The 24,637-nt window shown below is 66.3% G+C and carries 23 protein-coding genes and 2 tRNA genes; 7 read left to right on the forward strand and 18 right to left on the reverse strand.

The genetic code is table 11. The features are described 5' to 3' along the window. Positions 1–3 precede the first annotated feature (3 nt). From uppS to rpsB, 5 genes are all read right to left on the reverse strand, one after another. The gene (gene uppS, locus HNE04_RS02495) at positions 4–729 is read right to left on the reverse strand and encodes a polyprenyl diphosphate synthase (protein ID WP_172216418.1); all 726 of its coding nucleotides are present in this window, start codon (positions 727–729) and stop codon (positions 4–6) included. 16 nt (positions 730–745) lie between these two features. Further along, positions 746–1,309, reverse strand: coding sequence for a ribosome recycling factor (gene frr / locus HNE04_RS02500; protein ID WP_172216420.1), 564 nt, complete (start codon positions 1,307–1,309; stop codon positions 746–748). An 11-nt stretch (positions 1,310–1,320) separates the two neighbouring features. After that, a complete protein-coding gene (pyrH, locus tag HNE04_RS02505) occupies positions 1,321–2,043 on the reverse strand; it encodes a UMP kinase (RefSeq protein ID WP_172216422.1) in 723 nt (240 codons plus the stop codon). A 47-nt stretch (positions 2,044–2,090) separates the two neighbouring features. Next, positions 2,091–3,014, reverse strand: a complete 924-nt coding sequence (gene tsf, locus HNE04_RS02510) for a translation elongation factor Ts (RefSeq protein ID WP_172216424.1) — start codon at positions 3,012–3,014, stop codon at positions 2,091–2,093. 80 nt (positions 3,015–3,094) lie between these two features. After that, the gene (gene rpsB / locus HNE04_RS02515; RefSeq protein WP_172216426.1) at positions 3,095–3,847 is read right to left on the reverse strand and encodes a 30S ribosomal protein S2; all 753 of its coding nucleotides are present in this window, start codon (positions 3,845–3,847) and stop codon (positions 3,095–3,097) included. Between the two features lie 207 nt (positions 3,848–4,054). Here rpsB and HNE04_RS02520 point away from each other — a divergent pair, with 207 nt between their 5' ends. From HNE04_RS02520 to HNE04_RS02530, 3 genes are read left to right on the forward strand one after another with little or no spacing between them, the layout of a single operon-like run. Continuing rightward, the gene (locus HNE04_RS02520; RefSeq protein ID WP_172216428.1) at positions 4,055–5,380 is read left to right on the forward strand and encodes an amidase; all 1,326 of its coding nucleotides are present in this window, start codon (positions 4,055–4,057) and stop codon (positions 5,378–5,380) included. A gap of 48 nt (positions 5,381–5,428) precedes the next feature. Continuing rightward, positions 5,429–6,703 carry a D-amino acid dehydrogenase gene (locus HNE04_RS02525; RefSeq protein WP_172216430.1) on the forward strand — a complete coding sequence of 425 codons (1,275 nt, stop codon included), beginning with the start codon at positions 5,429–5,431 and terminating at the stop codon, positions 6,701–6,703. Between the two features lie 9 nt (positions 6,704–6,712). Continuing rightward, the gene (locus HNE04_RS02530; protein ID WP_172216432.1) at positions 6,713–8,143 is read left to right on the forward strand and encodes an NAD(P)H-hydrate dehydratase; all 1,431 of its coding nucleotides are present in this window, start codon (positions 6,713–6,715) and stop codon (positions 8,141–8,143) included. Between the two features lie 652 nt (positions 8,144–8,795). Here the strand turns inward: HNE04_RS02530 and HNE04_RS02535 are convergent. Both HNE04_RS02535 and rnr read right to left on the reverse strand, forming a co-directional pair. After that, positions 8,796–9,560: an SDR family oxidoreductase gene (locus HNE04_RS02535; RefSeq protein ID WP_172216434.1), complete on the reverse strand. Its 765-nt coding sequence runs from the start codon at positions 9,558–9,560 to the stop codon at positions 8,796–8,798. A gap of 15 nt (positions 9,561–9,575) precedes the next feature. Beyond that, a complete protein-coding gene (gene rnr, locus HNE04_RS02540; protein WP_407926583.1) occupies positions 9,576–11,804 on the reverse strand; it encodes a ribonuclease R in 2,229 nt (742 codons plus the stop codon). Positions 11,805–11,871: 67 nt separating this feature from the next. On the opposite strand from rnr, the gene HNE04_RS02545 reads away from it, so the two are divergent. Beyond that, positions 11,872–11,956, forward strand: a tRNA-Leu gene (locus HNE04_RS02545). 40 nt (positions 11,957–11,996) lie between these two features. On the opposite strand, the gene rimO is transcribed toward HNE04_RS02545, so the two are convergent. The 5 genes from rimO to HNE04_RS02570 form a co-directional block, all read right to left on the reverse strand. Then, on the reverse strand, positions 11,997–13,379 hold the full coding sequence (gene rimO / locus HNE04_RS02550) for a 30S ribosomal protein S12 methylthiotransferase RimO (protein ID WP_172216436.1): 1,383 nt from the start codon (positions 13,377–13,379) through the stop codon (positions 11,997–11,999). 59 nt (positions 13,380–13,438) lie between these two features. Beyond that, positions 13,439–14,008, reverse strand: coding sequence for a polyhydroxyalkanoate synthesis repressor PhaR (gene phaR / locus HNE04_RS02555; protein ID WP_172216438.1), 570 nt, complete (start codon positions 14,006–14,008; stop codon positions 13,439–13,441). A gap of 85 nt (positions 14,009–14,093) precedes the next feature. Beyond that, positions 14,094–14,170, reverse strand: a tRNA-Val gene (locus HNE04_RS02560). A 49-nt stretch (positions 14,171–14,219) separates the two neighbouring features. Then, positions 14,220–16,424 carry a RelA/SpoT family protein gene (locus HNE04_RS02565; RefSeq protein ID WP_172216440.1) on the reverse strand — a complete coding sequence of 735 codons (2,205 nt, stop codon included), beginning with the start codon at positions 16,422–16,424 and terminating at the stop codon, positions 14,220–14,222. Continuing rightward, positions 16,396–17,331 carry an alpha/beta fold hydrolase gene (locus HNE04_RS02570; protein WP_172216442.1) on the reverse strand — a complete coding sequence of 312 codons (936 nt, stop codon included), beginning with the start codon at positions 17,329–17,331 and terminating at the stop codon, positions 16,396–16,398. Before HNE04_RS02570 ends, HNE04_RS02565 begins: the two co-directional genes overlap by 29 nt. Before the next feature lie 77 nt (positions 17,332–17,408). On the opposite strand from HNE04_RS02570, the gene HNE04_RS02575 reads away from it, so the two are divergent. Then, complete coding sequence (locus tag HNE04_RS02575; RefSeq protein ID WP_172216444.1) at positions 17,409–18,179, forward strand: 3-hydroxybutyrate dehydrogenase; 771 nt, start codon at positions 17,409–17,411, stop codon at positions 18,177–18,179. Between the two features lies 1 nt (position 18,180). On the opposite strand, the gene HNE04_RS02580 is transcribed toward HNE04_RS02575, so the two are convergent. The 4 genes from HNE04_RS02580 to HNE04_RS02595 form a co-directional block, all read right to left on the reverse strand. Then, complete coding sequence (locus HNE04_RS02580; RefSeq protein ID WP_172216446.1) at positions 18,181–18,996, reverse strand: metallophosphoesterase family protein; 816 nt, start codon at positions 18,994–18,996, stop codon at positions 18,181–18,183. Further along, the gene (locus HNE04_RS02585) at positions 18,993–19,946 is read right to left on the reverse strand and encodes a diacylglycerol/lipid kinase family protein (protein WP_328700247.1); all 954 of its coding nucleotides are present in this window, start codon (positions 19,944–19,946) and stop codon (positions 18,993–18,995) included. The genes HNE04_RS02580 and HNE04_RS02585 overlap by 4 nt, the downstream gene beginning before the upstream one ends. Before the next feature lie 77 nt (positions 19,947–20,023). After that, positions 20,024–20,746 carry an SIMPL domain-containing protein gene (locus tag HNE04_RS02590; protein ID WP_172216450.1) on the reverse strand — a complete coding sequence of 241 codons (723 nt, stop codon included), beginning with the start codon at positions 20,744–20,746 and terminating at the stop codon, positions 20,024–20,026. An 8-nt stretch (positions 20,747–20,754) separates the two neighbouring features. After that, complete coding sequence (locus HNE04_RS02595; RefSeq protein WP_172216452.1) at positions 20,755–20,982, reverse strand: hypothetical protein; 228 nt, start codon at positions 20,980–20,982, stop codon at positions 20,755–20,757. Between the two features lie 168 nt (positions 20,983–21,150). Here HNE04_RS02595 and ompR point away from each other — a divergent pair, with 168 nt between their 5' ends. Together ompR and HNE04_RS02605 are read left to right on the forward strand one after the other, a co-directional pair. Then, positions 21,151–21,882: an osmolarity response regulator transcription factor OmpR gene (ompR, locus tag HNE04_RS02600; RefSeq protein WP_172216463.1), complete on the forward strand. Its 732-nt coding sequence runs from the start codon at positions 21,151–21,153 to the stop codon at positions 21,880–21,882. A gap of 140 nt (positions 21,883–22,022) precedes the next feature. Beyond that, positions 22,023–23,402, forward strand: a complete 1,380-nt coding sequence (locus HNE04_RS02605) for a sensor histidine kinase (RefSeq protein WP_235964750.1) — start codon at positions 22,023–22,025, stop codon at positions 23,400–23,402. On the opposite strand, the gene ispF is transcribed toward HNE04_RS02605, so the two are convergent. Together ispF and ispD are read right to left on the reverse strand one after the other, a co-directional pair. Next, complete coding sequence (gene ispF / locus HNE04_RS02610) at positions 23,399–23,890, reverse strand: 2-C-methyl-D-erythritol 2,4-cyclodiphosphate synthase (RefSeq protein WP_172216465.1); 492 nt, start codon at positions 23,888–23,890, stop codon at positions 23,399–23,401. The two genes, HNE04_RS02605 and ispF, sit on opposite strands and share 4 nt — an antisense overlap. Continuing rightward, positions 23,887–24,588, reverse strand: coding sequence for a 2-C-methyl-D-erythritol 4-phosphate cytidylyltransferase (gene ispD / locus HNE04_RS02615; RefSeq protein WP_172216467.1), 702 nt, complete (start codon positions 24,586–24,588; stop codon positions 23,887–23,889). The genes ispF and ispD overlap by 4 nt, the downstream gene beginning before the upstream one ends. Positions 24,589–24,637: the final 49 nt, after the last annotated feature.

Here is a 24,637-nt window from a genome sequence, read left to right on the forward strand (position 1 = left end):
GGATCATGCCACCCGCTTGGCGGCGGGAGGAGTCACTTGCTCGGAGGTCTTGCCGAAACGCCGCTCGCGGGCCGCGTAATCGGCCAGGGCATCGTCTAGCGCGGCGGCGTCGAATTCGGGCCACAGCTTGTCGCTGAAATAGAGCTCGGCATAGGCCGCCTGCCATAGCAGGAAGTTGCTCAGCCGCCGCTCGCCGCCCGTGCGGATCACGAGATCGGGATCGGGCACATGGGCCAGGGCCATGGCGCGGTCCAGGCTTTGTTCGGTGATCGCTTCGCCCCGCGCCGCCAGCTTTGCAGCCGCCTGGGCAATGTCCCAACGCCCGCCGTAGTTGAAGCAGATGTTGAACACGAGGCGCTGGTTGCCGGCGGTGGCCGCCTCGGCCTGCGCCAGGCCGGCGCGCACCTTTTCCGACAACTGTGCGCGGTCGCCGACGAAGTGGATTCGCACGCCCTCGACGTTCAGTTGCGGCACTTCGCGCGCCAGCGCTGCCGCCAGCAGTTCCATCAGGCTGGAAACTTCCTCGGGCGGACGGTTCCAGTTTTCCGAAGAGAAGGCGAACACCGTCAGCACCTTGACGCCGCGCTCACCGCAGTGCTTCACGCAGGCCCGCAGCGCATCCATGCCCTTCTTGTGGCCCGCCACGCGCGGCAGGAAGCGCCGCGTCGCCCAGCGGCCATTACCGTCCATGACGATTGCGACATGATGGGGAATGCGGGCCAGGGTCATGCTGCTCGGATCAGGCCTAGACGGCCATGATCTCGTGCTCCTTGCTCGTGACCAGTTGGTCGATCTCGGCGATGTGGCGGTCGGTCAGCTTCTGGATCTCGGCTTCGGAGCGCTTTTGCTCGTCTTCCGACGCCAGCTTGTCCTTCACCAGCTTCTTGACGTGCTCGTTGGCATCGCGGCGCAGGTTGCGCACAGCGATCTTGGCCGTCTCGCCCTCGTGCCTTACCAGCTTGGTCATTTCCTTGCGGCGCTCTTCGCTCATCGGCGGCATGGGGACGCGGATCAGGTCGCCCATCGAGGCCGGGTTCAGGCCCAGGTCGCTGTCGCGGATGGCTTTCTCGATCTTGGGGCCCATGCCCTTTTCCCAGGGCTGGACGCTGATCGTGCGCGCGTCCAGCAGCGCCACGTTGGCGACCTGGCTGATCGGCAGGATCGAGCCGTAATAGTCCACGTGCACCGTATCGAGCAGCGCCGGGTTGGCACGGCCGGTACGGATCTTGGTCAGGTTGTTCTTGAAGGCGGCGATGGACTGGTCCATCTTGCCTTCCATGGTCTTCTTGATCTCGGCGGTCGTTGTCATCTTTTTTCTCCTCAAGCGTAGACGAGCGTACCTTCGTCCTCTCCCAGAACCACGCGCTTCAGGGCGCCGTGCTTGAAAATGGAGAAGACCTTGATCGGCAGCTTCTGGTCGCGGCACAGGGCAAAGGCCGTGGCATCCATGATGCCCAGATTTTGCGCCATGGCTTCGTCGAACGAGAGCTTGGTGTAACGGGTGGCGGACGGATCCTTTTTCGGGTCCGCCGTATACACGCCGTCCACCTTGGTGGCCTTGAGCACGAGTTCGGCGCCGATTTCGGCGCCCCGCAGCGCCGCGGCAGTGTCGGTAGTGAAGAAAGGGTTGCCGGTGCCCGCGGCGAAGATCACGACCTTGCCCTCCTCGAGGTACTGCAAGGCCTTGGGCCGCACGTAGGGCTCGACCACCTGCTCGATGGCGATGGCCGACATCACCCGCGCGATGAGGCCCTGCTTGTTCATGGCGTCGGCCAAAGCCAGCGCGTTCATCACCGTGGCCAGCATGCCCATGTAGTCGGCGGTGGCGCGGTCCATGCCCACGGACCCGCCGGCCACGCCGCGGAAGATGTTCCCGCCGCCGATGACGATGGCAACTTCCACGCCCATGTGCACCACCTCGGCCACCTCTTCAACCATGCGCACGATGGTGGCGCGGTTGATGCCGAATGCGTCGTCACCCATCAGCGCCTCGCCGGACAGCTTCAGCAAGATGCGCTTGTGGGCTGGACGGGCATCGGACATGGACGGGCTCCTTGGATTTGCGGTGAGTGTAATGACCTTAGGGGTTCTCAGGCGCCGGCTTTCGCCGCTGCGACCTGGGCAGCCACTTCGGCGGCGAAGTCGTCCACCTTCTTCTCGATGCCCTCGCCCACCACGAACAGCGTGAATGACTTGATGCTGGTGTTGGCGGCCTTGACCATCTGCTCGACGGTCTGCTTGTCGTTCTTGACGAACGGCTGGTTGAAGAGGGAGACCTCCTTGAGGTACTTCTGCACGCCGCCCTCGATGCGCTTGGCAACGATTTCGGGCGTCTGCACCGGCTTGCCGGCGGCCTCGGCGACCTTGCGGTCCTCGTCGGCCTTGGCGGTCGCGACCGAGCGCTCCTTCTGGATCAGCTCGGCGGGCACGTCGGCGCTGGTCAGCGCCACGGGCTTCATCGCGGCGACGTGCATCGCCACGTCCTTGGCAGCGGTTTCGTCGCCTTCAAATTCCACGACCACGCCGATGCGGGTGCCGTGCAGGTAGGCGGCCAGCTTGTTGGAGCCCGAGAAGCGCTTGAAGCGGCGGAAGCTCATGTTCTCGCCGATCTTGCCGATCAGGCCCTTGCGCACGTCTTCCAGCGTGGGGCCGAAGTTGTCCTGGCTGTAGGGCAGCGCGCCCAGGGCGGCAACGTCGGCCGGATTGTTCTTGGCGATCAGCTCGGCAGCAGCCTGGGCCAGGGCCAGGAAACTGTCGTTCTTGGTGACGAAGTCGGTTTCGCAGTTGGTTTCCAGCAGGGCGCCGGTCGTGCCGTTGATGAACGCGGTCACCACGCCTTCGGCGGTGATACGGGCCGCGGCCTTGCCTGCCTTGTTGCCCAGCTTGACGCGCAGGATTTCCTCAGCCTTCTCGAAGTTGCCATCGGCCTCGGTCAGGGCCTTCTTGCATTCCATCATGGGCGCGTCGGTCTTGGCGCGCAGTTCGGCGACCATGCTTGCGGTGATTGCAGCCATTTTTATACCTCGTAACGTTCAGTTCAATTCAGTTGCGAAAAGGGGGCCCGAAAGCCCCCTTCTTCGGCTTGCGAAGGGAATCAGGCGCCGGCGCCCTCTTTCACTTCCACGAATTCGTCGCTGCCTTCGGACACGGCCTTCACCACGTCGTTCACGGCGCTGGAGCGGCCTTCGATGATGGCGTCGGCGATGCCGCGGGCGTACAGCACGACGGCCTTGGAGGAGTCGTCATTGCCCGGGATCACGTAGTCGATGCCTTCGGGCGAGTGGTTCGAATCGACCACGCCGACCAGCGGGATGCCCAGCTTCTTGGCTTCGGACACGGCGATCTTGTGGAAGCCCACGTCGATCACGAAGATGGCGTCCGGCAGAGCGTTCATGTCCTGGATGCCGCCGATGTCCTTCTCGAGCTTTTCCATCTCGCGGGCGAACATCAGCTGTTCCTTCTTGCTCATGGCCTCGAGGCCGGCTTCCTGCTGGGCCTTCATGTCCTTCAGGCGCTTGATGGACGTCTTGACGGTCTTGAAGTTGGTCAGCATGCCGCCCAGCCAGCGCTGGTCGACGTAAGGAACGCCGGCGCGCTTGGCTTCCATGGCCACGGTTTCACGGGCCTGGCGCTTGGTGCCCACCATGAGGATGGTGCCGCGGTTGGCGGAGAGTTGCTTGACGAACTTGGTGGCTTCCTGGAACAGCGGGAGCGACTTTTCCAGGTTGATGATGTGGATCTTGTTGCGATGGCCGAAGATGTACGGGGCCATCTTGGGGTTCCAGAAGCGGGTTTGGTGGCCGAAATGGACACCGGCTTCCAGCATTTCGCGCATGGAGACTGTCATGTGATTTCCTGAAGGTTAGGTCTAAAATCCAGCCCGAAATCGCTGCTGCCTCTAGGGCAGCAACGACACCTTGTTGGGTTGGATTCGCGTTTTGTCTTGCTTCAAGGCTCTGGCGCGCATCATTGCATGACGTTCTCGTCATTTGTGATGAACGGCCGATACCCAGCAAAACCCAAAGATTGTAGCACGCCCTCCACCGGAAAGCCCATGCGCACCGACCTCGTCGCCACTCGCGAAAGACTACTGTCCGGCCAGAGCCGGCCCGCAAACGAGCTGGAGGCGTCGATAGCCGCCGCCCAGTCGCCGGCCTGCGAGCGGGCGTTCGTTTCCACTCATTTCGAAGAGGCCCGTCGCGCGGCGGCCGATCCGTCGGCCGGGGCCAAGCCGCTCGCCGGCCTGGCCATCTCGGTCAAGGACCTGTTCGACGTCGCGGGCCAGGTGACCGCGGCCGGATCGCGCGTGCTGGCCGATGCGCCCGCCGCCGCCCAGGACAGCCCGGCCGTCGCCCGGTTGAGGGCCGCCGGCGCCGCCCTGCTGGGCCGCACCAACATGACGGAGTTCGCGTTTTCAGGGGTCGGCACCAACCCCCACCATGGCACGCCGGCCAATCCGGCCGATGCGGCCGTGCCACGCATTCCCGGCGGCTCGTCGTCCGGCGCCGCGGTATCCGTTGCAACCGGAGCGGCTTTCATCGGCCTGGGCTCCGACACCGGCGGTTCCATCCGCATCCCGGCGGCCCTGTGCGGCATCGTCGGCTTCAAGAACACCGCCCGCCTGACGCCCTGCGAGGGCACGGTTCCCCTGTCCACGACGCTGGACACGGTCTGCGCGATGACGCGTTCGGTGCGCGACGCCATCGTGGCGCACGAGCTGCTGGCCGCCCGCAGCGTGACCCGCGGCTGTGTCCCCCTGGCCGGCTACCGGCTGGCCGTGGCCCGCACCAACATGCTCGACGGCCTGGACCCGGCTGTCTCGCTGGCGTTCGAGCGCAGCCTCAAGACCTTGCGCGACGCGGGCGCCCATATCCAGGAGATTGCGCTGGCCGAAATCCAGGAACTCGGCAGCATCCAGGCCACCGGCGGCTTCTCGGCTGCCGAAAGCTTCGCCTGGCACAGGAACCTGCTGGCCCGGAAGGCCGACGGCTACGATCCGCGCGTGCGCGCCCGCATCGAGCGCGGCGCGGGCATGAAGGCCCACGAATACATCGAGCTCATCCATGCCCGGCGCGACTGGATCGCCCGCGTGGAAGCGGCCCTGCGCGGCTTCGACGCCGTGCTGTCGCCCACCGTGCCCATCGTGGCGCCGCCCATCGCCCAGGTCGCACCCGGTGCGGAGCGCGACGAGGAGTTCTTCCGCGTCAATACCCTGCTGCTGCGCAACCCCAGCGTCGTCAACATGCTCGATGGCTGCGCCATCTCCATTCCCTGCCATGCGCCCGGTGAACTCCCATCCGGCCTCATGATCTGGCAAAGTGCGATGCGTGACGACACCGTATTGAACATCGCGCTGCAGGCGGAAGCAGCGCTCGCTTAGAAAAAACAGGGAATTCATGACCGCTGCGATCAGCAGAGAAAGTCGGCGATGAGAGTCGCCGTCATAGGCGCCGGCATCATCGGCGTCACCACGGCCTTCGAACTGGCCGCCGATGGACACGAGGTCACCGTCTTCGAACGCCGGTCTTCCGTGGCCGAGGAAACCAGCTTCGCCAATGCGGGCGTGGTGGCGCCCGGCTACGTGACCCCCTGGGCCGCGCCCGGCATGCCGGGGAAGGTGGCGCGCTTCCTGCTGAGCGAACACGCCCCGGTGCGCGTGACGCTGCCGCTAACGCGCGACGACATCGCGTGGATGTGGAAGTGGTACCAGTCCTGCGACCTCGCCAGCTATGCGGCCAACCGCACGCGCATGCAGCGGCTGGCCTTCTACAGCCGCACGCGGCTGCACGACATCACCGATCACTTCCAGCTCGAATACGACCGCACCAGCGGCTATATGGTGCTGCTGCGCGGCGAGAAAGACCGCAAGCTCGTGCAGCCCGGCCTGCAGCTCCTGCGCGATTCAGGCGTGGCCTTCAAGGAGATCGGCGCCGAAGAGGCCCGCAAGATCGAGCCGGCGATCAATCCCGATGCCGAGTTCTCCGGCGCCATCCACCTGCCCAACGACGAAGCGGGCAACTGCCGCCAGTTCGCCATGCTGCTCAAAAGCGAGGCCCAGGCCCGCGGCGTGAACTTCGAATTCAACACGGCGGTGGAACCGCTGGATCCGGCCGGCCCGGGCTCGTTGCGGGTCTGGACGCTGGGCGAGGAAGCTCCGGCGCTGCGGCACTTCGAGGCCGTGATGGTCTGCGGCGGCGTCGATTCGGCGGCACTGCTGCGCCCGCTGGGCCTGAACATCCCGCTCGCGGCCGTCTACGGCTATTCGATCAGCGCACCCATCCGCGAGCCGCTGAATGCGCCACGCAGTGCGCTCATGGACGAGCGCTACAAGGTGGCGATCACCCGCATGGGCAATCGTGTGCGTGTGGCGGGCAGCGCCGAGATCGGCGGCGCGCCCGAGAAGAAGCGGCCGGAGGCCATCCAGACGCTCTACAAGGTGCTGCAAGACTGGTTCCCGGGTGCGGCGCAACTTGCCAATACCGGCGCCGGCGTGCAGGAATGGAAAGGGGCGCGCCCCATGCTGCCCGACGGCCCGCCGATGATCGGGGCCACCGGCATTCCCGGCATCTGGATCAACCTGGGCCACGGCTCCAGCGGTTGGGCCCTCGCCTGCGGCAGCGCGCGGGTGGTGGCGGACCTCATGGGGGGCCGGGTGCCGGAGGTCGACATCGAGGGGCTGGGTATAGAGCGATTGATGGCGTAGATTCGCGTCATGCAGCGCATCACGCCCGACCGCCCCTGGCCGCTTCTCGACGCCGCGGCGACGCGGGCCGCCGAGCAGGCCGAGACCGCCCGCCTGCCACCGCACACGCTCATGCAGCGAGCCGGCCTGGCGGTCGCACGCCTCACGATGGCGCTGGCGCCGCATGCAAAAACCGTCTGGATCGCCTGCGGTCCCGGCAACAACGGCGGCGACGGCATGGAAGCCGCGATGCACTTGCGGCAATGGGGCAAGCACCCGGTCGTGACCTGTTCAGGCGACGAGACCAAGGCCCCCGCAGACGCGGCTGCCTCGCTGCGCCGGGCGCACGAAGCCGGCGTGACGTTCCTGTCCGAATCGCCGCCTCATTGGGACTTCGGCATAGACGCCCTCCTCGGCCTGGGCAACGCCCGTCCGCTGGAAGGCCGGATGGCGCAGTGGGCCCTGGCATTGGGCAAGGGACCGGCGCTCGCCGTCGATCTGCCGTCGGGGCTGGACGCCGACACGGGATCGGGAGCCGCGCTGCGGGTCGCCCACACATTGAGCTTGCTCAGTCTGAAACCCGGATTGTTCACGGGCGGCGGACGCGACGCCGCGGGCCAAGTCTGGTTCGACGACCTGGACGTTCCCGCCGCCGGATCGCCCACGGCCTGGCTGGCCGGGCCGCCCGAGGAATCGGAGCGCTTGCACGCCACCCACAAAGGCAGCTATGGCGACGTGGCCATCATCGGCGGCGCCGCGGGCATGACGGGCGCCGCCTTGCTGGCGGCCTCGGCCGCGCTGCATGCGGGCGCCGGCCGGGTATTCGCGGCCTTGCTGGACAACGGCTCACTGGCGGTCGACACCGCCCAGCCCGACCTGATGCTCAGGCCCTGGGATTCGCTGGATCTGGCGGCGATGTCGGTGGCCTGCGGTTGCGGCGGCGGCGATGCGGTGCGGGCGGTGCTGCCCAAGGTCTTGTCGACGTCCCAGTCGCTGGTCCTGGATGCGGATGCACTGAACGCCATTGCCGACGATGCGCAACTTCAAGCACTGCTGCAAGCGCGCTCGCGACGAGACCGTCCCACCGTGCTCACGCCCCATCCGCTGGAAGCCGCCCGCATGATTGGTTGCGCTGCGGCGCAGGTCCAAGCCGACCGGCTGGCCGCCGGCCGTGAGCTGGTGAAGCGCTTCGGCTGCGTGGTGGTGCTCAAGGGCTCCGGCAGCGTCATCGCCGCGCCTGAGGCGCCGCCGCTGATCAATTCGACGGGCAACGCGCGACTGGCTATTGCCGGCACAGGCGACGTGTTGGCCGGCATGATCGCGGCCCGGCTGGCCGCCGGCCTTGCCGCGCGCGAGGCCGCCGCGGGCGTCGTGTACGCCCACGGGCTCGCAGCCGACAACTGGCCGCAGGATGTTCCGCTGACGGCGTCAGCGCTAGCGCGATTGTCATGCCGGACTTGAGGAGCCTGCCCCGGACTTGATCCGGGGATGCGACCCGCAATCCAGCTGTTGCGCGCCAACACCTCGCGGCAAGGCTGTGCGCCGGTCGGCTGCGGCGCGCGGACCAGCCGTTCGGCGCTGGGAGCGCCGAAACGATGCGGAGGTCGAGTTTGCGGCCTTCGGACTAATCGTGGCCTGTCCCCGCGCTCCGGAGACGTCCTGCGCGCAGATCGCGCGCAAACGGCCGCAAACTCGACCTCCGCATCTCGCCTGGTCCCGATTGCACGCCGCAGCCGACCGGCGCACAGCCTTGCACAAGCGTAGTTGGAGTGCGGAAGCCCTGGGCGCGCCAACCAAGTCCGAGCGAAGCCGCGTGTGGGCGGGCAGGGGCGCGCAATCAGGGCTGCCCGAGGCGTCGGGGAATGGACTTGCAGGCGTTGCGCGCGATCAGCGCGCGGGCCTCTCCGGAGCGCGAGGACAGTCCACGATTAGTCCGCAGCCCGCAAGTCCGTTCCCCGGCGCCGCTTGCGCGCCTTGAAAAGGCGCGGAACGGGCTGACCGCGCGTCACAGCCCGCCCGCACGCGGCTTCGCCGCCCACACGCAGGCCTGCAACAGCAGCGGACAGCGAACCGCTCGCGACCATGGGTCCCGGGTCAAGCCCACAATGACAAACTAGCCCCGCCCGACGAAGGGCATCTTGGTCGCCATCACTGTGTGGAACAGCACGTTGGCTTCCAGCGGAAGATTGGCCATGTAGAGGATCGACTGGCCCACGATGTTCACGTCCATCAGCGGCTCGATCGCGATCTCGCCGTTGGCCTGGGGCACGCCCTTGGCCATGCGCGCCGCCAGCTCGGTCGCCGCATTGCCGATATCGATCTGCCCGACGGCGATGTCGTACTTGCGCCCATCGAGCGCCGCGGTCTTGGTCATGCCGGTCACCGCATGCTTGGTCGCCGTGTAGGCGATGGAATGCGGCCTGGGCGCATGCGACGAGATCGATCCGTTGTTGATGATGCGCCCGCCCATCGGCGACTGAGACTTCATCACACGGAAGGCCTGCTGGATGCCGTAGAACATGCCGTTCAGGTTGGTATCCACCACGCGCTTCCACTGCTCCAGCGGCAAATCCTCGATAGGCGCCGCGGCGGCGCCCACGCCGGCATTGTTGAACAGCAGATCGACACGGCCCCAGGCCTTGACGGTCGCGGCGAACAAGGCTTCGACCGAAGCCGGGTCCGTCACGTCAGTGGGGACCGGCAAGGCGCGGCCACCCGCGCCCGACTCGGTCACCACCTCGTCCAACGGTTCCTTGCGGCGGCCCGCGATGGCCACGCGCCAGCCGTCGCGCAGCAGCGCCAGCGCCGCGGCCTTGCCGATGCCCGTGCCTCCGCCCGTGACGATGGCGACCTTGCCGCCCGATAAATTGCTAGCCATGGAATCTCCTCTGGATTAACGGCGGGTTTTCCGGCTCTTGCTCTTGCCGGCGACTTTCTTGACGGCGGCCTTCAGGGCCTGGATCGACGATTTGGGCTCCGCCGTCGCCGCCTTCTTGGCAGCCCGCTTGGTCGAAGACTTGGCCGGCACACCCGACGCGCCGCCTCTGCCGCCGCCGCTGGGTACGCCCTTGTCCTTCATGGCCCTGGTGACCAGCTCTTCGCCCTCGCGCACGAGGCGGAAGTCGATCTTGCGGCCATCGAGGTCGACGCGGCTGACCTGGACGCGAACCCGCGAGCCGATGGCATAACGAATACCGGTGCGTTCGCCGCGCAGCTCTTGCCGCGCCTCGTCGAACTTGAAGTATTCACCGCCCAACTCGGTGATATGGACCAGGCCTTCCACGTACATCTGGTCGAGCGTGACGAAGACGCCGAAGGTCGTGGCCGCGGTGACAACGCCGCTGTATTCCTCGCCGAGATGCTCGCGCATGTACTTGCACTTGAGCCAGGCCTCGACGTCGCGGCTGGCCTCGTCGGCGCGCCGCTCGTTGGCGCTGCAATGCAGGCCCGCGGCTTCCCAGGCCTGCATTTCGCGGCTGAGGGGCGGCGGCGGCTTCTTGAGCCGGTTCGCCGGCGCCTTGACGCGGCTTGCCAGGCGGCGCGCCAGCTTCTCATGCGCCTCGCCCGGTGTGGGCAGCACGGGAAGCTCGTAGCGCTCGTTGACCAGGATCGCCTTGATCACGCGGTGCACCAGCAAGTCGGGATAGCGCCGGATCGGACTGGTGAAATGGGTATAGGCGTCGTAGGCCAGGCCGAAGTGGCCGGCGTTGATCGGCGTGTAGATCGCCTGCGACATGGAGCGCAGCAGCATGGTGTGGATCTGCTGGGCGTCGGGCCGCTCCTTGGTGGCCTCGGCGATGCGCTGGAACTCGGCCGGCAGCGGGTCTTCGCTGATGGTCAACGGCACGCCGATGGCCTTGAGGTAGCCGCGCAGGATGTCCTTCTTTTCGGGCGTCGGGCCTTCGTGCACGCGGTACAGGCCCGGGTGCTTGCTCTGCTGGATGTAGTCGGCGCTGCAGACGTTGGCGGCCAGCATGGACTCCTCGATCAGCCGGTGAGCGTCGTTGCGCACGCGCGGCACGATCCGTTCGATGCGGCCGTTCTCGTCGCAGATGATCTGCGTTTCGGTCGTTTCGAAATCCACCGCGCCGCGCTGGTTGCGCGCCTTGAGCAGCGCGCCGTACACATCGTGCAGGTTCAGCAGGTCAGTGACGCGGTCCTTGCGGCGGATGGCCTCGGGCCCGCGGGTGTTAGCGAGGATCGAGGCGACCTCGGTGTAGGTGAAGCGGGCATGGCTCCACATCACGGCCGGATAGAACTGGTAGGCGTAGATTTCGCCGGTCGCGGTGACGAGCATGTCGCACACCATGCACAGCCGCTCGACTTCCGGATTCAGGGAGCACAGGCCGTTGGAGAGTTTCTCCGGCAGCATGGGAATCACGCGCCGCGGGAAGTACACGCTGGTGGCCCGGTCGTACGCATCGATGTCGATCGAGCTGCCGGTTTCCACGTAGCTGCTCACGTCGGCGATCGCCACCAGCAGGCGCCAGCCCTTGCCGCGCCCGACCTTTGCCGGCTCGCAGTACACCGCATCGTCGAAGTCGCGCGCGTCCTCGCCGTCAATGGTGACCAACGGTATGTCGGTCAGGTCGACGCGGTGCCTCTTGTCCTGCGGCCTCACCTTGTCGGGCAGTGCACGCGCCAGGCCGATGCAGGCATCCGAAAACTCGTGCGGCACGCCGTACTTGCGCACGGCGATCTCGATCTCCATGCCCGCGTCGTCTATCTCGCCCAGCACTTCCTTGACGCGTCCCACCGGCTGGCCATAAAGGCTCGGCGGCTCGGTGAGTTCGACCACGACGACCTGCCCGGGTTTCGCGAGTCCGGTGGCGCCCTTGGGTATGAGCACGTCCTGGCCGTAGCGCTTGTCTTCCGGCGCCACGAGCCACACGCCGCTTTCATGCAGCAGTCGGCCGATGATGGGTTGCGGCGGCCGCTCGATGATCTCGACCACGCGGCCTTCGGGGCGGCCCTTGCGGTCGTGCCTCACGATGCGCGCCTTGACGCGGTCCTTGTGCAGCACCGCGCGCATCTCGTTGGGCGGCAGGTAGATATCGCCTTCGCCGTCGTCACGAACCACGTATCCGTGGCCGTCGCGGTGTCCCTGGATCACCCCCTCGATCTCGTCGAGAAGCCCATTGGCGATGTGTCCGATATTTTTGATATAGAATCCTTTTCTTTCCTGAGATGCCCAGGTGGCGGAATTGGTAGACGCACTAGTTTCAGGTACTAGCGAGTAACATCGTGGGGGTTCGAGTCCCTTCCTGGGCACCAATCATAAAGCCGGCTTTGCCGGCTTTGTTTTTTTCTCCGATCAGATCGGAATCCCGACCAGATCGTGGCCCTGCGTGCCCACGATGCGGGCCCGGGTGAACTCGCCCACCGACAGCCGCTTGCTCAGCTTTTCGGGCGGCAGCAGCTTCACGGTGCCGTCGATCTCGGGCGCATCGGCATACGAACGGCCCACGCCGCCCTTACGGCCCAGGGCAGGTGCCGCATCGACCAGCACCTGCATCGTCGCGCCCACCCGCTCGCGCAGCTTCGCCGCCGACACTTCCTCGGCCACGGCCATGAAGCGGGCGCGCCGCTCTTCGCGCAGTTCCTGAGGCAGCATGCCCGGAATGTCGTTGGCCACGGCGCCTTCGACCGGGCTATAAGCAAAGCAGCCGGCGCGATCGATACGAGCCTCGCGCATGAACTGCAGCAGGTGATCGAACTCCTGCTCGGTTTCGCCGGGAAAACCGGCGATGAAGGTGCTGCGGATCACGATCTCGGGGCAGGCTTCGCGCCAGCGCTGGATGCGCTCCAGGTTCTTCTCGCCGCTGGCCGGCCGCTTCATGCGCTTCAGCACGTCGGGATGGCTGTGCTGGAAGGGCACGTCCAGGTACGGCAACACCTTGCCGGTCGCCATCAACGGAATCACTTCATCGACCGAGGGATAGGGGTAGACGTAGTGCAGGCGGACCCAAGCGCCGTACGGCTCGGCCATCTCGCCCAGCGACTGGACCAGTTCGAGCATGCGCGTCTTGATCGGCTTGCCGTCGAAGAAGCCGGTGCGGTATTTCACGTCCACGCCATAAGCCGAGGTGTCCTGGCTGATCACCAGCAGTTCCTTGACGCCGCCCTCGAACAAGGCCCGGGCTTCCTTGAGCACGTCGCCAATGGGCCGGCTCACCAGGTCGCCGCGCATCGAAGGGATGATGCAGAAGGTGCAGCGATGGTTGCAGCCTTCGCTGATCTTCAAATAAGCGTAATGCTTGGGCGTGAGCTTGATGCCCGCCGCCGGAACCAGGTCGATGAAGGGATCGTGCGGCTTGGGCAGGTTGGCATGGACCGCGTCCATCACTTCCTGCGTGGCGTGCGGCCCGGTCACGGCCAGCACCGACGGGTGCATCTGTTTGACCAGGTTGCCGCCGCCCTCGCCCGCCTTGGCGCCCAGGCAGCCGGTGACGATGACCTTGCCGTTCTCGGCCAGTGCCTCGCCGATGGCGTCCAGGCTTTCGCGCACCGCGTCGTCGATGAAGCCGCAGGTGTTGACGATGACCAGGTCCGCGCCTTCAAAGGTCTTGGAGGTGAGGTAGCCCTCGGCGCTCAACTGGGTAAGGATGAGTTCGGAATCGGTCAGGGCCTTGGGGCAGCCCAGGCTGACGAATCCGACTTTGGGGGTTTTGGTGTCCGGGGACGCAACTTCGCTCATCCCCGTATTGTCCCAGAGGATGCCGGCGCCCCTGTATCAGCCCCAGGATGACCTTTCGGTCACCTCTTGATGCCGAAGGCGCCGAGCATCTGCTCGGTCTGCTTGGCCATCTGCTCTTGCATCTTGTCGAAGACGGTCTTGGACTGCTCGACGTAGTTGCCCATCATCCCCTGCACCAGCGGGTTCTGCATGCTCATGAACTGGGCCCACATCTCGGGCGTCAGGGTCTTCGACTGCTCCGTGAGCTTGGCCTGGATGTCGGTGAACGCCTGCACGTTCTTTTCGAGGTAGGTGCCCATGAAAGCCTGCGATGCGTGTCCGTAGATGCGAATCAGGTTGGCCAGCGCGGCCTCGCTGAACATCGGGGCGCCGCCCGCTTCTTCTTCCAGGATGATCTGCAGCAGGATGCTGCGCGTGAGGTCCTCGTTGGTCTTGGCGTCGCGCACGACGAAAGATTCGCTGTCCATCACCAGCTGCTTGACCTCGGTGAGCGTGATGTAGGTGGAGGTGTCGGTGTCGTAGAGCCGTCGGTTGGGATACTTCTTGATGACGCGCTGCGCCGGCTTGACGGCGTTGGCTTTCTTGCTTTGCACGGGGTGGGGCTCCTGGCGCGGCTGAACAGCGCTCATGTATTGCAGTGCAACAGATTCTAGGGAGCCGTCCATAGCAAAAACCCCAAGGTTTACCCCTAGGGTTGTTGCATCTGCGGATGTTTGGTAGGCGCGATTGGACTCGAACCAACGACCCCCACCATGTCAAGGTGGTGCTCTAACCAGCTGAGCTACGCGCCTGAGTTCGTATTCGAGACCGCGATTGTAGCAGGGCCGGAATGGCCGCCGCTCAACGCCGCTTTGCCCACCGCACACCCTGCACGTCACCGACCAGCCCGAGCACCTTGTTCAGGCGGCCCGAGTCCGCGATCTCCACCGTGAAGGTCATCCACGCCGTGCCTTTCAACGACTGAGTCTGCACGCCGATCACGTTCATCTTTTCCTTGGCGAAGACTTCGGAGATGTCACGCAGCAGGCCTTGCCGGTCGGAGGCTTCCACGCCCACATCCACCGGGTACACGGCTGTGCCTTCCGACTTGGACGCGCCCCACTCCACTTCGATGACACGCTCCGCAGTGCGCGCGGCGAGTTCGCGGAAATTGCTGCAATCGGCACGGTGGATGCTCACGCCCTTGCCCCGCGTGACAAAGCCGCCGATGGCGTCGGGCGGCGCGGGCTTGCAGCACTTGGCCAGCTGGGTCATGAGCGAATCGATGCCGACCACCAGCACGCCGCCCTTGGGCGTCTTGTCCGCGTGCCGGGATTTTTTCAGCAGCAGGAAATCGTCTGGCGCCAAGGGAGCTTCGGGCGGGCGCAGCACCGTCTCGATGTTGCGCAGCGAGTACTCGTCCTTGCCCACCACCGCGAACAGATCCTCGGCCGACTTGAAACCCAGTTGCGACGCCAGGTCTTCCAGCTTGACGGCCGTCTTGCCCTCGCGTTGCAGCAGCTTCTCGACCGACTCCCGGCCGCGCGCGACCGTCTCGTGGCGGATCTGCTCGTTGAACCAGGCACGCACTTTGGCCTTGGCCCGGTGGCTGGCCAGGAAACCCAGGTCGGCGTTGAGCCAGTCGCGTGACGGCCCGCCCTCTTTCGCGGTCGTGATCTCCACGGTCTGCCCGTTTTGCAACGGGGTGTTGAGGGGCACCATCACGCCGTCGACTCGAGCGCCGCGGCAGCGGTGGCCCAGGCTGGTGTGGAGGGTGTAGGCGAAATCGACCGGCGTCGCGCCCTGCGGCAATTCGACGATGGAAGCCTGCGGCGTCAGCACGTAGATGCGGTCCTCGAACAATCCCTGGCCCGAGCCCGAGAGGTCTCGCTCCCAGGCCAGCAGTTGCCGCAGCACGGCGATCTTGGCGTCGTATTCGCCGCTGGCCAAGACGCCGGAGTAACCCTTGCTGCCCGCCTCCTTGTAGGCCCAGTGCGCGGCCACGCCGTGCTCGGCGTGGTCGTGCATGGCCTGGGTACGGATCTGGATCTCGATGGCCCGGCCGGCCTGGTCGCGCACGATGGTGTGGAGCGATTGGTAGCCGTTGGCCTTGGGCTTGGCGATGTAGTCGTCGAACTCCTCGACGAGGGGCGCGAGTTGCTGATGCACCCATGACAGCGCGGCATAGCAATCGTTGACCTCGGGCACGATCACGCGCAGTGCCCGGATGTCGAACACCTGGTCGAAATCCAGCGACTTGCCGCGCATCTTCTTGACGATGCTGTAGATGTGCTTGGGCCGGCCATGCACGCTGGCCTGGATACCCTGGGACCGCAGCTCGGACTCGAGCCGCGAGCGCAGCGACTCGACGAATTCCTCGCGCTCCACCCGTTTCTCGTCCAGCAGGCGCGCGACCTTCTTGTAGGTGTCCGGCTCGAGGAAGCGGAAGGCCAGGTCTTCCATCTCCCATTTCAGCTGCCAGATGCCCAGCCGATTCGCGAGCGGCGCGAACACATTGAGGGCTTCGCGCGCCACGCTGGGCGGCGCGACGGTCTTGCAGGCCGCGTGCCAGCGCAGGGTCTGCAGGCGCGATGCCAGGCGCAACATCACCACCCGCAGGTCGCGCGAGAAAGCGAGCAGCATCTTGCGCACGTTCTCGGTCTGGAGCTTGGGATCGTCCACCCATTGCCCCGCATCCTCCGCGTCGCGCGTCTGCTGCTGGACCTTCACCAGCTTGGTCGTTTCCATCGCCAGCGCGGCGTAGTTTTCGCCGAACGCCTTGGAGATCACCTCCTGCGGCTTGTTCAGATGGGTGCAGGCGTACACCAGGTAGCTGGCCGCCTGCATCGCCTCCGAGCCGCCCATGGACTTGAGGATGGAGGCGACCGCGTCGGCATGGGCCAGCGTGTTCTCGCCGGTGTCCAGCGTCTCGCCCGCGATGAAGGGTTCGGCGAACGCGCGGGCTCGCGCCAGCGCGTTCGCCTGGTGCGGCATCGCCTGCTCGGTCGCAGCGATCAACTCGGGTACTTGCGCCGAGTCAGCTTGCTCCGCGGTCAGGCTTTTCATTTTCTTCTCTCAGCAGGAACGAGGCCACGGCCTCGACCTGGTTGTCGGTGACGAACGTGGGCGCATGGCCCACACCCTCGAATTCAACAAGGCGCGCCTTGGGCCCGCGCCGGGTCATGGCCAGCGCGGTGTCCTTCGACAGCAAATCGGAATCGGCGCCGCGCGTGATCAAAGTCTTGGCCTTGATGTTGTCATACAGCTGCCACAGCGCTTCCTGCCCCTGCGCTGCGGACTCCTCGGTCACGGTACGGAAGGGCACGGTGATGGCGGGGTCGTAGTGCAGGGTGAAGCCGCCCTCGGGCAGGGGCTTGACCATCGCTTGCGAGAGGGCCAGCCATTGCTCGGGCGTGTGCGGACCGAAACTCGCGGAAATCGCCCACATCGCATCTGCCGCCCGCTGAACGGAATCGAAACTGCCCGTATTGCCCAGGTAAGTGCCGATGCGCCGCAGCGCTTGCCACTCGATCGCCGGCCCCACGTCGTTGAGCACCAACCTTCGAACCGGGACAGGCAGCGGCAGCTTGGGCGTACCGCACAGTCCCATGCCGGTCAGGCCGCCCATGCTGGTGCCAACCCAATCCAGCGTGCCGATCGGCGCCGCGCGGTGCAGCTGAGCCAGCATCGCCAGCATGTCGCCGACATAGGTAGGGATCTGGTAGCCCATCGGCTCCTTGAGCCAGTCGCTGCGGCCGCGGCCGACCACATCGGGACAGACGACCCTCAGCGGGTGCTGGGCCTGCGCCAGCAGCGCGCCCGCCAGCACGTCGAAGTCGCGGCCCTGGCGCGACAGGCCATGCGCACAGACGATCACGTGGCCCGCCTTCTCGTCGCCCCATTGCCAATAGGCCATGCGGTGGCCACCCGAGGCGTCGGCGCAGGGTACGTAGTTCAGCGTAGGTTGATGCATGACAGTCAAAAAACCGCATACTGTGCGGCTGCATTTTTTCTCTTTGACACCCATCCTAATTCAATACGGAGACCATCATGCTGAAAGGCAAAACCGCCCTCGTCACGGGCTCGACCAGCGGCATCGGGCTGGGCATCGCGAAGGCCTTGGCGCGCCAGGGTGCCAACATCGTCCTCAACGGCTTCGGCGATGTCGATGGCCCGAAGGCGGAAGTGCAGGCGCTGGGCGCTAAGGTTGCGTACCACGGCGCGGACATGAGCAAGCCCGGCGAGATCGAAGACATGATGAAGTACGCCGCCGCGCAGTTCGGGCGCGTCGACGTGCTGGTGAATAACGCCGGCATCCAGCACGTGGCCCCGGTGGAGGATTTCCCGCCGGAGAAGTGGGACGCGATCCTGGCGATCAATCTCTCCAGCGCCTTTCACGCCAGCCGCCTTGCCTTGCCCGCGATGAAGGCCGCCAACTGGGGCCGCATCATCAACGTCGCTTCGGTGCATGGCCTGGTCGCCTCCGCGCAGAAGTCGGCCTATGTCGCGGCCAAGCATGGCCTGGTCGGTTTGACCAAGGTAACGGCCCTGGAGAACGCCACCACCGGCGTCACGTGCAATGCCATCTGCCCCGGCTGGGTGCTGACGCCGCTGGTGCAAAAGCAGGTCGATGCCAAGGCCGCTGCGAACGGCTGGACCAATGAGGAAGCCACCCGCCAATTGCTGGGCGAAAAAGAGCCCTCGCTGCAGTTCACCACGCCCGAAGAACTGGGCGAACTGGCCGTGTTCTTCTGCTCCCCTGCCGCCAACAACGTGCGCGGGGTCGCCTGGAACATGGACGGCGGCTGGGCCGCCCAGTAAGTCAGGCGAGCGCGAGGGTCGTGATCTCGGCCGTCGCGAACCAGCCTTCCGCAGGGCTGTAGTCGCAGCGCTCGATCTGGCACTTGCGCGGCTGGCCCGGCGGCATCGGCAGCCAGTGGATCAGGTTCACCGAATTGCAGGTGCCGTGCCGCACCCTCGATGAAACCGCCGTCCCCGCCTGAACGCACCACATGGGCCGTGGCGTCGGCGACGTTGGCCGCGCCGCCAGGTCCAGCACATAGGGCAGGTGGATGTGCCCGCCCAGCACCAGGTCGGCCCCCGCGCGCGACCAGGCCTGCAGCGCAGCTTCGGCGCCGACCAGCCTGTCATGCTCGTCTTCCGGCCGCGTCACGGCGGCCGGCTGGTGCGTGACCACGATGCGCAGCTGCCGGGGCCGCGCGCCTTGGAGTTCGTGGGCAACGCGTTCCACCTGCTCTGGCGAAACCTCGCCGTTCTTGTGGCGCGCGACGCGCGTGGTGTTGACGCCTATCACCAGGAAGTCGTCGGTATCGAGCAAGGGGTCCAGCCTCGGCCCGAAGGCCTGCAGGTAGTTGCCGTAGGGCCGGGTGGCACGCGCCAGCAGGTCGAACAGCGGAATGTCGTGATTGCCCGGCAGCGCCAGCATCCGCGTGATGCCCATGTCGTCGCACAACCGCCGCGCGGCCGCGAACTGCGCAGCCCTGGCGCGCTGCGTCACGTCGCCGCTGAACACCAGCACGTCGGGGTGGCGCTCGCGCGCCAGCGCCCGCAACGCCGCCACGACGGCCGGCTTCTCGGTGCCGAAGTGCGTGTCCGACATGTGCAGCACGATGCTCATTCGACGGCCACCCGATCCTGCGGCTGCGGCGTCATGAGCAGCAAGGGCTCGGGCGAGACCTCGAAGCGCAGCGGCGGCCGCATCCAGTGCACCTCCCCGTCCGTGGCCACCTTGATCGGACGCACGCTCCAGCGGCGGATGGTGAGCGAGCGAAAAGCGAAGCTGCGCACCTGCCCGGCCTCGCCCAGGCGGCCCAGCGCGCCACGCAGCGCCAGCCCCAACATCGCCCACGTGCCGATCGGCTGCAACACGATGGCCGCCAGCCGGCCCTCGCCCACCCGCCCCACGGTTTGCGCTTCCATGCCGATGCGCTCGAGCTGCAAGCGGTTGTTGCCCACGAACAGCGTGGGCGTACGCACGGCGATGCGCTCGCCCTCCAGTTCGATCTGCAATGCCAACTGCCTGCGCCACTGGAACACGGTGACCAGCGCAGAGAACATTGCCACCCACCGGCGGCGTCCCAATTGCTCCTTGAAGGTTTCGCGGTCCTCCAGCAGCTGCGGGTAGAGCCCGAGACTGGCGTTCACCAGGAACAGGCGATCGTTGAGCCGGCCCACCTGCACGGGCCGCGGCCGCGCGCCGACGAGGGCGCGTGCGGCTTCCTGCGCATCCTGCGGGATGCCGTGGTCGCGCGCGAAGAAATTGAAGGTGCCTTGCGGAATGACGCCCAGCGGGCAGCCCTGGGCCAGCGCTGCCTGCGCCACGGTGTTGATGGTCCCGTCGCCGCCTACCGCCACCAGCACGCCGCCATGTTCCCTGGCCTGAACAGCGGCGCGCGCGCAGGCCGAAGCGAGGGCGTCGGGGCCGGATACCGGCACGAACTCCACGGCGCGGCCCGCCTCCTTGAAGACAGTTTCCAGCAACTCGCGGGTTTCCTGCGCGTCATGCTCCCCCGAGCCGGGGTTGGACAAGACGAAGAAAGTGCCGCCGCGCACAGCGCGATCGGCCACGCCGGCGGAATGCGATGGTTCTACCCACATCGGGCCGAGCCTAGCGGGTGGCCCAACCGGGCCATGTCGGACAGCACCTAGCGCAGTTGTACGGAACCCGAGACCGTGACCATCACGATGCTCTTGCCGGCCTCGACCGGCACCGGCATGTCGGCCTGCGCCGCCTTGGCCTCCATCGCCATCATGCGTGGGCGGGGCACGAAGCCCTGGTCGTTGGCGTTCACCGTCACCTCACGCAAGCTGTAGCCGGAGAATCCGAAGCCCTTGGCCAGTTCACCGGCCTTGGCCTTGAACCGCTCGATCGCAACCGCCTGCGCCTCGCCCTCGACCTTGGCGCGTTGCTCACGGCTGAGGCCGAAGCTCACACCGCCCAAGGTCATGGTCTGGATCTTCGCTGCCGTCTGGGTGATGCGTCCAAAGTCCCGCCCTTCGAGCACTAGCTCGGCGGTGCCGTTCCAGCCGCTGATCTTGCCGTCGCGGCCGTGGCGTGGGTACAGGCTGAAGTTACCGGTCCGTACATCCAGTTGCCCGGGCTGCGCCGCCTTGCGCGCTTCGGCAAGGGCGGCATCGAGCGCGGCTTTCAACTGGCTCTGTACCGCGTTGGGATCGGTGCCTTCGCGCGTGGTGGTCAGGCTCAGGCTCAACAGGTCCTGCTGCACTTCCACCTGGCCGCTGGCCGAGAGCTGCAGCACGTTCTGTGGCGGTGCGAAGGTCGGGGTTTGGGCTATCGCGACAGTGCAGGCGCCTGCCGCAAGAGTCCAGGCAGCGAGCGATCTCGCTGCGCACAATCTGATATTCATGAAGCCTTTCAGGAGCCCTTGGCGGGCAATCGGCTGTGACTGTACTGGTAAAGCTGCCGGCGCAGCTCGGCCCTCTCCTGCTCGGAGAGCTGGCGCGGCGTGTACGGTTTGGCGGACACGGCGGTTGCCGGCGCGACCGGTCGCGCCTCGGCCACGCGCTGCGCGGCGGACGGAGCCTCCTGCGCGCTGCAAACCGCTGCGCTCGCAAAGGCTGCAAGGATGAGGTACTGCTTCATGGTCATCGTTCAACGGCCTCTGCTCGTGAAGGTTCACACCCCCCGAGTGAACCCTTGCGCCGCGCCGCAACATTTGTAACACTGTGTCAAGGTCACAGGGAAATCCCGCACGCAAGGCGACAAGCCCTTCAGAATCGGCTCTGTTACAAATCCATCTTTTGGAGCACCATGTCCCAAGCTGCAGCCCGAACTGACAAAATCCTGGTCGTCGACGATGACGCGCGCATCCGTGACCTGCTGCGCCGCTATTTGACCCAGGAGGGCTTCGAAGTCATCCTGGCCGAGGATGGCAAGGCGCTCAACCGCCTGATGTTGCGGGAAACTGCCGACCTGATCGTGCTCGACCTCATGATGCCGGGCGAAGACGGCTTGTCCATCTGCCGGCGCTTGCGGGCCGCCAATGACCGCACCCCCATCATCATGCTCACCGCCAAGGGCGAGGACGTCGACCGCATTGTCGGGCTCGAGGTGGGCGCCGACGACTATCTGGGCAAGCCCTTCAATCCGCGCGAACTGCTGGCCCGAGTCCATGCCGTGCTGCGCCGCCGCCCGGCCCAGGAAGCCCCGGGCGCCCCGTCCAGCGACAACGAAGTGGTGTCCTTCGGCCCCTTCGCTTTCGACCTGGGCGCGCGGACCCTGCGTAAGAACGGTGAAGAACTGCCGCTGACCACCGGCGAATTCGCCATGCTAAAAGCCCTGGTGCGCCACCCGCGCCAGCCGCTGTCGCGCGAAAAGCTGGCCCAGTTGGCACGCGGCCGCGAATTCGAGCCTTTCGACCGCAGCCTGGACGTGCAGGTTTCCCGCCTTCGCAAGCTCGTCGAAGTCGATCCGGCCGCCCCGCGCTATATCCAGACGGTGTGGGGCGTGGGTTACGTCTTCGTACCGGACGGTGCGGGTTGATCCCGTCGTTGCTGTCAACTTCAACAATAATCAGGGGGTAGTAAAAACAATCAGGGGACTAGCAATTGATTCGCGGCGTCACGACGAGCATCGACGTTACCGGTCCGGCACCGCTTGAAACGGCGCCGGCGCCGCTCGACATGCGGCCCCGGGTTGGCCTTTCCCTGTTTTGGCGGACTTTCTTCCTGCTGTCGCTGCTGCTCATCGGCAGCATCGTGGCTTGGCTGCAGACCTTTCGCGCGCTCGAGTTCGAGCCACGCGCCGTGCAGACAGCCCAGCAGATAGCCTCCCTGGTCAACCTCAGCCGTGCGGCGCTGGTGCACTCCGATTCGATCGCCAGGGTTTCCCTCATCAAGACCCTGGCCGACCAGGAAGGCGTGCGCATCGTGCCGCGCGAACCTGGCGACAAATACGCCGTCTTCAGCGCCGCCGAACTCGACACGCGCGTCATGGATGAGCTGGCGACCCGGTTGGGTCCCGGCACCGTCATGGCGGCCAGCGTCAATGGCGAGGAAGGCCTGTGGGTCGGCTTCAAGATCGACGCCGACCAGTACTGGATGCTTCTCGACCGCTCGCGCCTCACCCGCGTGGGCGGCCGCACCTGGCTGATCTGGCTGATCACCGCGGCGGGCCTGTCGCTGGCCGGCGCGGCGTTGATCGCCCGGCTGATCAACCGTCCGCTCAAGCAGTTGTCGTTTGCCGCCAGCCGAGTGCGCGACGGCGACTTCGACGCCAGCCGCCTCGACGAGAAGGCCGTCACCAGCGAGATCCGCGAGGTCAACATCGGCTTCAACCGCATGGCCCAGCAGCTGGCCAAGATCGAGCAGGATCGCGCCGTCATGCTGGCGGGCATCTCGCACGACTTGCGCACGCCCCTGGCGCGGTTGCGGCTGGAAACCGAAATGAGCGTGGCCGATGCCGATGCGCGCGAGCACATGGCGGCGGACATCGACCAGCTCGACGCCATCATCGACAAGTTCCTCGACTACGCGCGCCCGGACCACGCCGAACTCAAGCCGGTGCTCCTCAACGACGTGATCGAGGCCTGCCTCTACGCCGTGCAGGACCAGGGCGACATGCGCATCAACCTCGATGTTTCCAAAGGGCTGGTGGTGCTGGCCGACGAGGTGGAATTGGCCCGCGTCGTTTCCAACCTGCTGGAGAACGCGCGCCGCTACGGCAAGACGCCGGAAACCGGCATCGCCGTGGTCGACATCGCGGCGAAGTCGCGCAACGAATGGGTGCTGCTGAAGGTGCGCGACCATGGCATGGGCGTGGCGCCCGAAGCCCTGCCCAACCTGATCAAGCCCTTCTTCCGCGGCGACGCCGCGCGCACCGCGGCCACCGGTGCCGGCCTGGGCCTGGCCATCGTCGACAAGACGGTGCAACGCATGGGCGGCATCTTCGCGCTGGCCAACACCACGTCGGGTGGCCTGGCGGCCCACATCAAGCTGCAAAAGCCCAGGGCCAATCCGCCGCAACCCGCGGAGCCCGAGCCGAAGATCGAACCGGCCTACTAGGCCTGCACGGTCAGGAGCACGATAGCCCGCGCTTCAATCGCCAGGCCTTGGCCCACCGGGCCCAGCTTCTCGGCCGTCTTGGCTTTCACATTGACGAAATCCGGCGCCAGGTCCAGGGCCTGGGCGATGCGCTGGCGCATGACGTCGATATGGGCCGCCAGCTTGGGCGCCTGGGCAATCACGGTGCTGTCGACGTTACCGATCTGCATGCCGCGCTCGCGCACACGCCGCGCCGCCTCCGTCAGCAGCACGATCGAATCGGCGCCCTTGAAGCGCTCGTCGGTGTCGGGGAAGTGGCGGCCGATGTCGCCCAGCCCGGCGGCACCCAGCAGCGCGTCGGTGATCGCGTGCAACAGCACATCGGCATCGGAGTGGCCCAGAAGCCCACGCTCGAACGGGATGTCGACCCCGCCGATGATGAGCTTGCGCCCCGGCACCAAGGCGTGCACATCCCATCCCTCTCCAATGCGGAACGGGACGGAACTCACCTCAAGCGGCCCTTGAGCACCGCTTCTGCCAGCGCGAAGTCATCCGGATAGGTTACCTTGAAATTCTGGGCCCCGCCGGGGACCAGCAGCGGGCGATGGCCCAGTGCTTCAATGGCCGCAGCCTCGTCGGTCACCTGGCCGCCCGACCGCTCCAGTGCCTGCATCAGCATGCCGATGCGGAACATCTGGGGCGTTTGCGCCAGCCACTTGTCCTCGCGCTCCAGTGTTTGCACGGAGCGGCCGCCCTCTTCGCGCTTGAGCGTGTCGGGCAGCTTGTGCGCCAGCAGCCCGCCCACTTCGTCGTGCACGCAGGCATCGATCAACGCGTCGATCAGAGCCGGCGTGATCAGGCAGCGCGCGGCGTCATGCACCAGCACCCAGTCGTGCTCGGTTGCGCCCACACGTTTGAGTTCGTACAGGCCGTTGGCAACGCTGGCCGCCCGCGTGGGGCCGCCGCATGGCACGACCAGTGCGGAGGTGTGGTTGCGTTCGAAGAAGCCGTCGCCGGGCGCGACGACCACCACGGTCCTGGCGATGCGGCGCACCGCGCCGAAAGCCGCCAGGGTGTGCCAGACCATGGGATGTCCGGCGATTCGCTCGTACTGCTTCGGCCCGTTCGTGCCGGCCCGGCTGCCGGTGCCGGCGCAAGGGACCAGGGCATAAAAACGGGGATTGGTCTTGCTGTCACTCGTTGGCATACCGTCCATTCTAGAATCGTGGCTCACACCCCACCCTCTTCATGGGCGG

Origin of the sequence: Caenimonas soli (genome assembly GCF_013155545.1) — a bacterium.
Lineage (GTDB): Bacteria > Pseudomonadota > Gammaproteobacteria > Burkholderiales > Burkholderiaceae_C > Ramlibacter > Ramlibacter soli.

What these genes read in the sequence shown, in the direction of transcription:
- uppS (WP_172216418.1), bottom strand. Translation starts at nt 729, where the DNA reads ATGACCCTGGCCCGCATTCCCCATCATGTCGCAATCGTCATGGACGGT.
- frr (WP_172216420.1), bottom strand. Translation starts at nt 1,309, where the DNA reads ATGACAACGACCGCCGAGATCAAGAAGACCATGGAAGGCAAGATGGAC.
- pyrH (WP_172216422.1), bottom strand. Translation starts at nt 2,043, where the DNA reads ATGTCCGATGCCCGTCCAGCCCACAAGCGCATCTTGCTGAAGCTGTCC.
- tsf (WP_172216424.1), bottom strand. Translation starts at nt 3,014, where the DNA reads ATGGCTGCAATCACCGCAAGCATGGTCGCCGAACTGCGCGCCAAGACC.
- rpsB (WP_172216426.1), bottom strand. Translation starts at nt 3,847, where the DNA reads ATGACAGTCTCCATGCGCGAAATGCTGGAAGCCGGTGTCCATTTCGGC.
- HNE04_RS02520 (WP_172216428.1), top strand. Translation starts at nt 4,055, where the DNA reads ATGCGCACCGACCTCGTCGCCACTCGCGAAAGACTACTGTCCGGCCAG.
- HNE04_RS02525 (WP_172216430.1), top strand. Translation starts at nt 5,429, where the DNA reads ATGAGAGTCGCCGTCATAGGCGCCGGCATCATCGGCGTCACCACGGCC.
- HNE04_RS02530 (WP_172216432.1), top strand. Translation starts at nt 6,713, where the DNA reads ATGCAGCGCATCACGCCCGACCGCCCCTGGCCGCTTCTCGACGCCGCG.
- HNE04_RS02535 (WP_172216434.1), bottom strand. Translation starts at nt 9,560, where the DNA reads ATGGCTAGCAATTTATCGGGCGGCAAGGTCGCCATCGTCACGGGCGGA.
- rimO (WP_172216436.1), bottom strand. Translation starts at nt 13,379, where the DNA reads ATGAGCGAAGTTGCGTCCCCGGACACCAAAACCCCCAAAGTCGGATTC.
- phaR (WP_172216438.1), bottom strand. Translation starts at nt 14,008, where the DNA reads ATGAGCGCTGTTCAGCCGCGCCAGGAGCCCCACCCCGTGCAAAGCAAG.
- HNE04_RS02565 (WP_172216440.1), bottom strand. Translation starts at nt 16,424, where the DNA reads ATGAAAAGCCTGACCGCGGAGCAAGCTGACTCGGCGCAAGTACCCGAG.
- HNE04_RS02570 (WP_172216442.1), bottom strand. Translation starts at nt 17,331, where the DNA reads ATGCATCAACCTACGCTGAACTACGTACCCTGCGCCGACGCCTCGGGT.
- HNE04_RS02575 (WP_172216444.1), top strand. Translation starts at nt 17,409, where the DNA reads ATGCTGAAAGGCAAAACCGCCCTCGTCACGGGCTCGACCAGCGGCATC.
- HNE04_RS02580 (WP_172216446.1), bottom strand. Translation starts at nt 18,996, where the DNA reads ATGAGCATCGTGCTGCACATGTCGGACACGCACTTCGGCACCGAGAAG.
- HNE04_RS02590 (WP_172216450.1), bottom strand. Translation starts at nt 20,746, where the DNA reads ATGAATATCAGATTGTGCGCAGCGAGATCGCTCGCTGCCTGGACTCTT.
- HNE04_RS02595 (WP_172216452.1), bottom strand. Translation starts at nt 20,982, where the DNA reads ATGAAGCAGTACCTCATCCTTGCAGCCTTTGCGAGCGCAGCGGTTTGC.
- ompR (WP_172216463.1), top strand. Translation starts at nt 21,151, where the DNA reads ATGTCCCAAGCTGCAGCCCGAACTGACAAAATCCTGGTCGTCGACGAT.
- HNE04_RS02605 (WP_235964750.1), top strand. Translation starts at nt 22,023, where the DNA reads ATGCGGCCCCGGGTTGGCCTTTCCCTGTTTTGGCGGACTTTCTTCCTG.
- ispD (WP_172216467.1), bottom strand. Translation starts at nt 24,588, where the DNA reads ATGCCAACGAGTGACAGCAAGACCAATCCCCGTTTTTATGCCCTGGTC.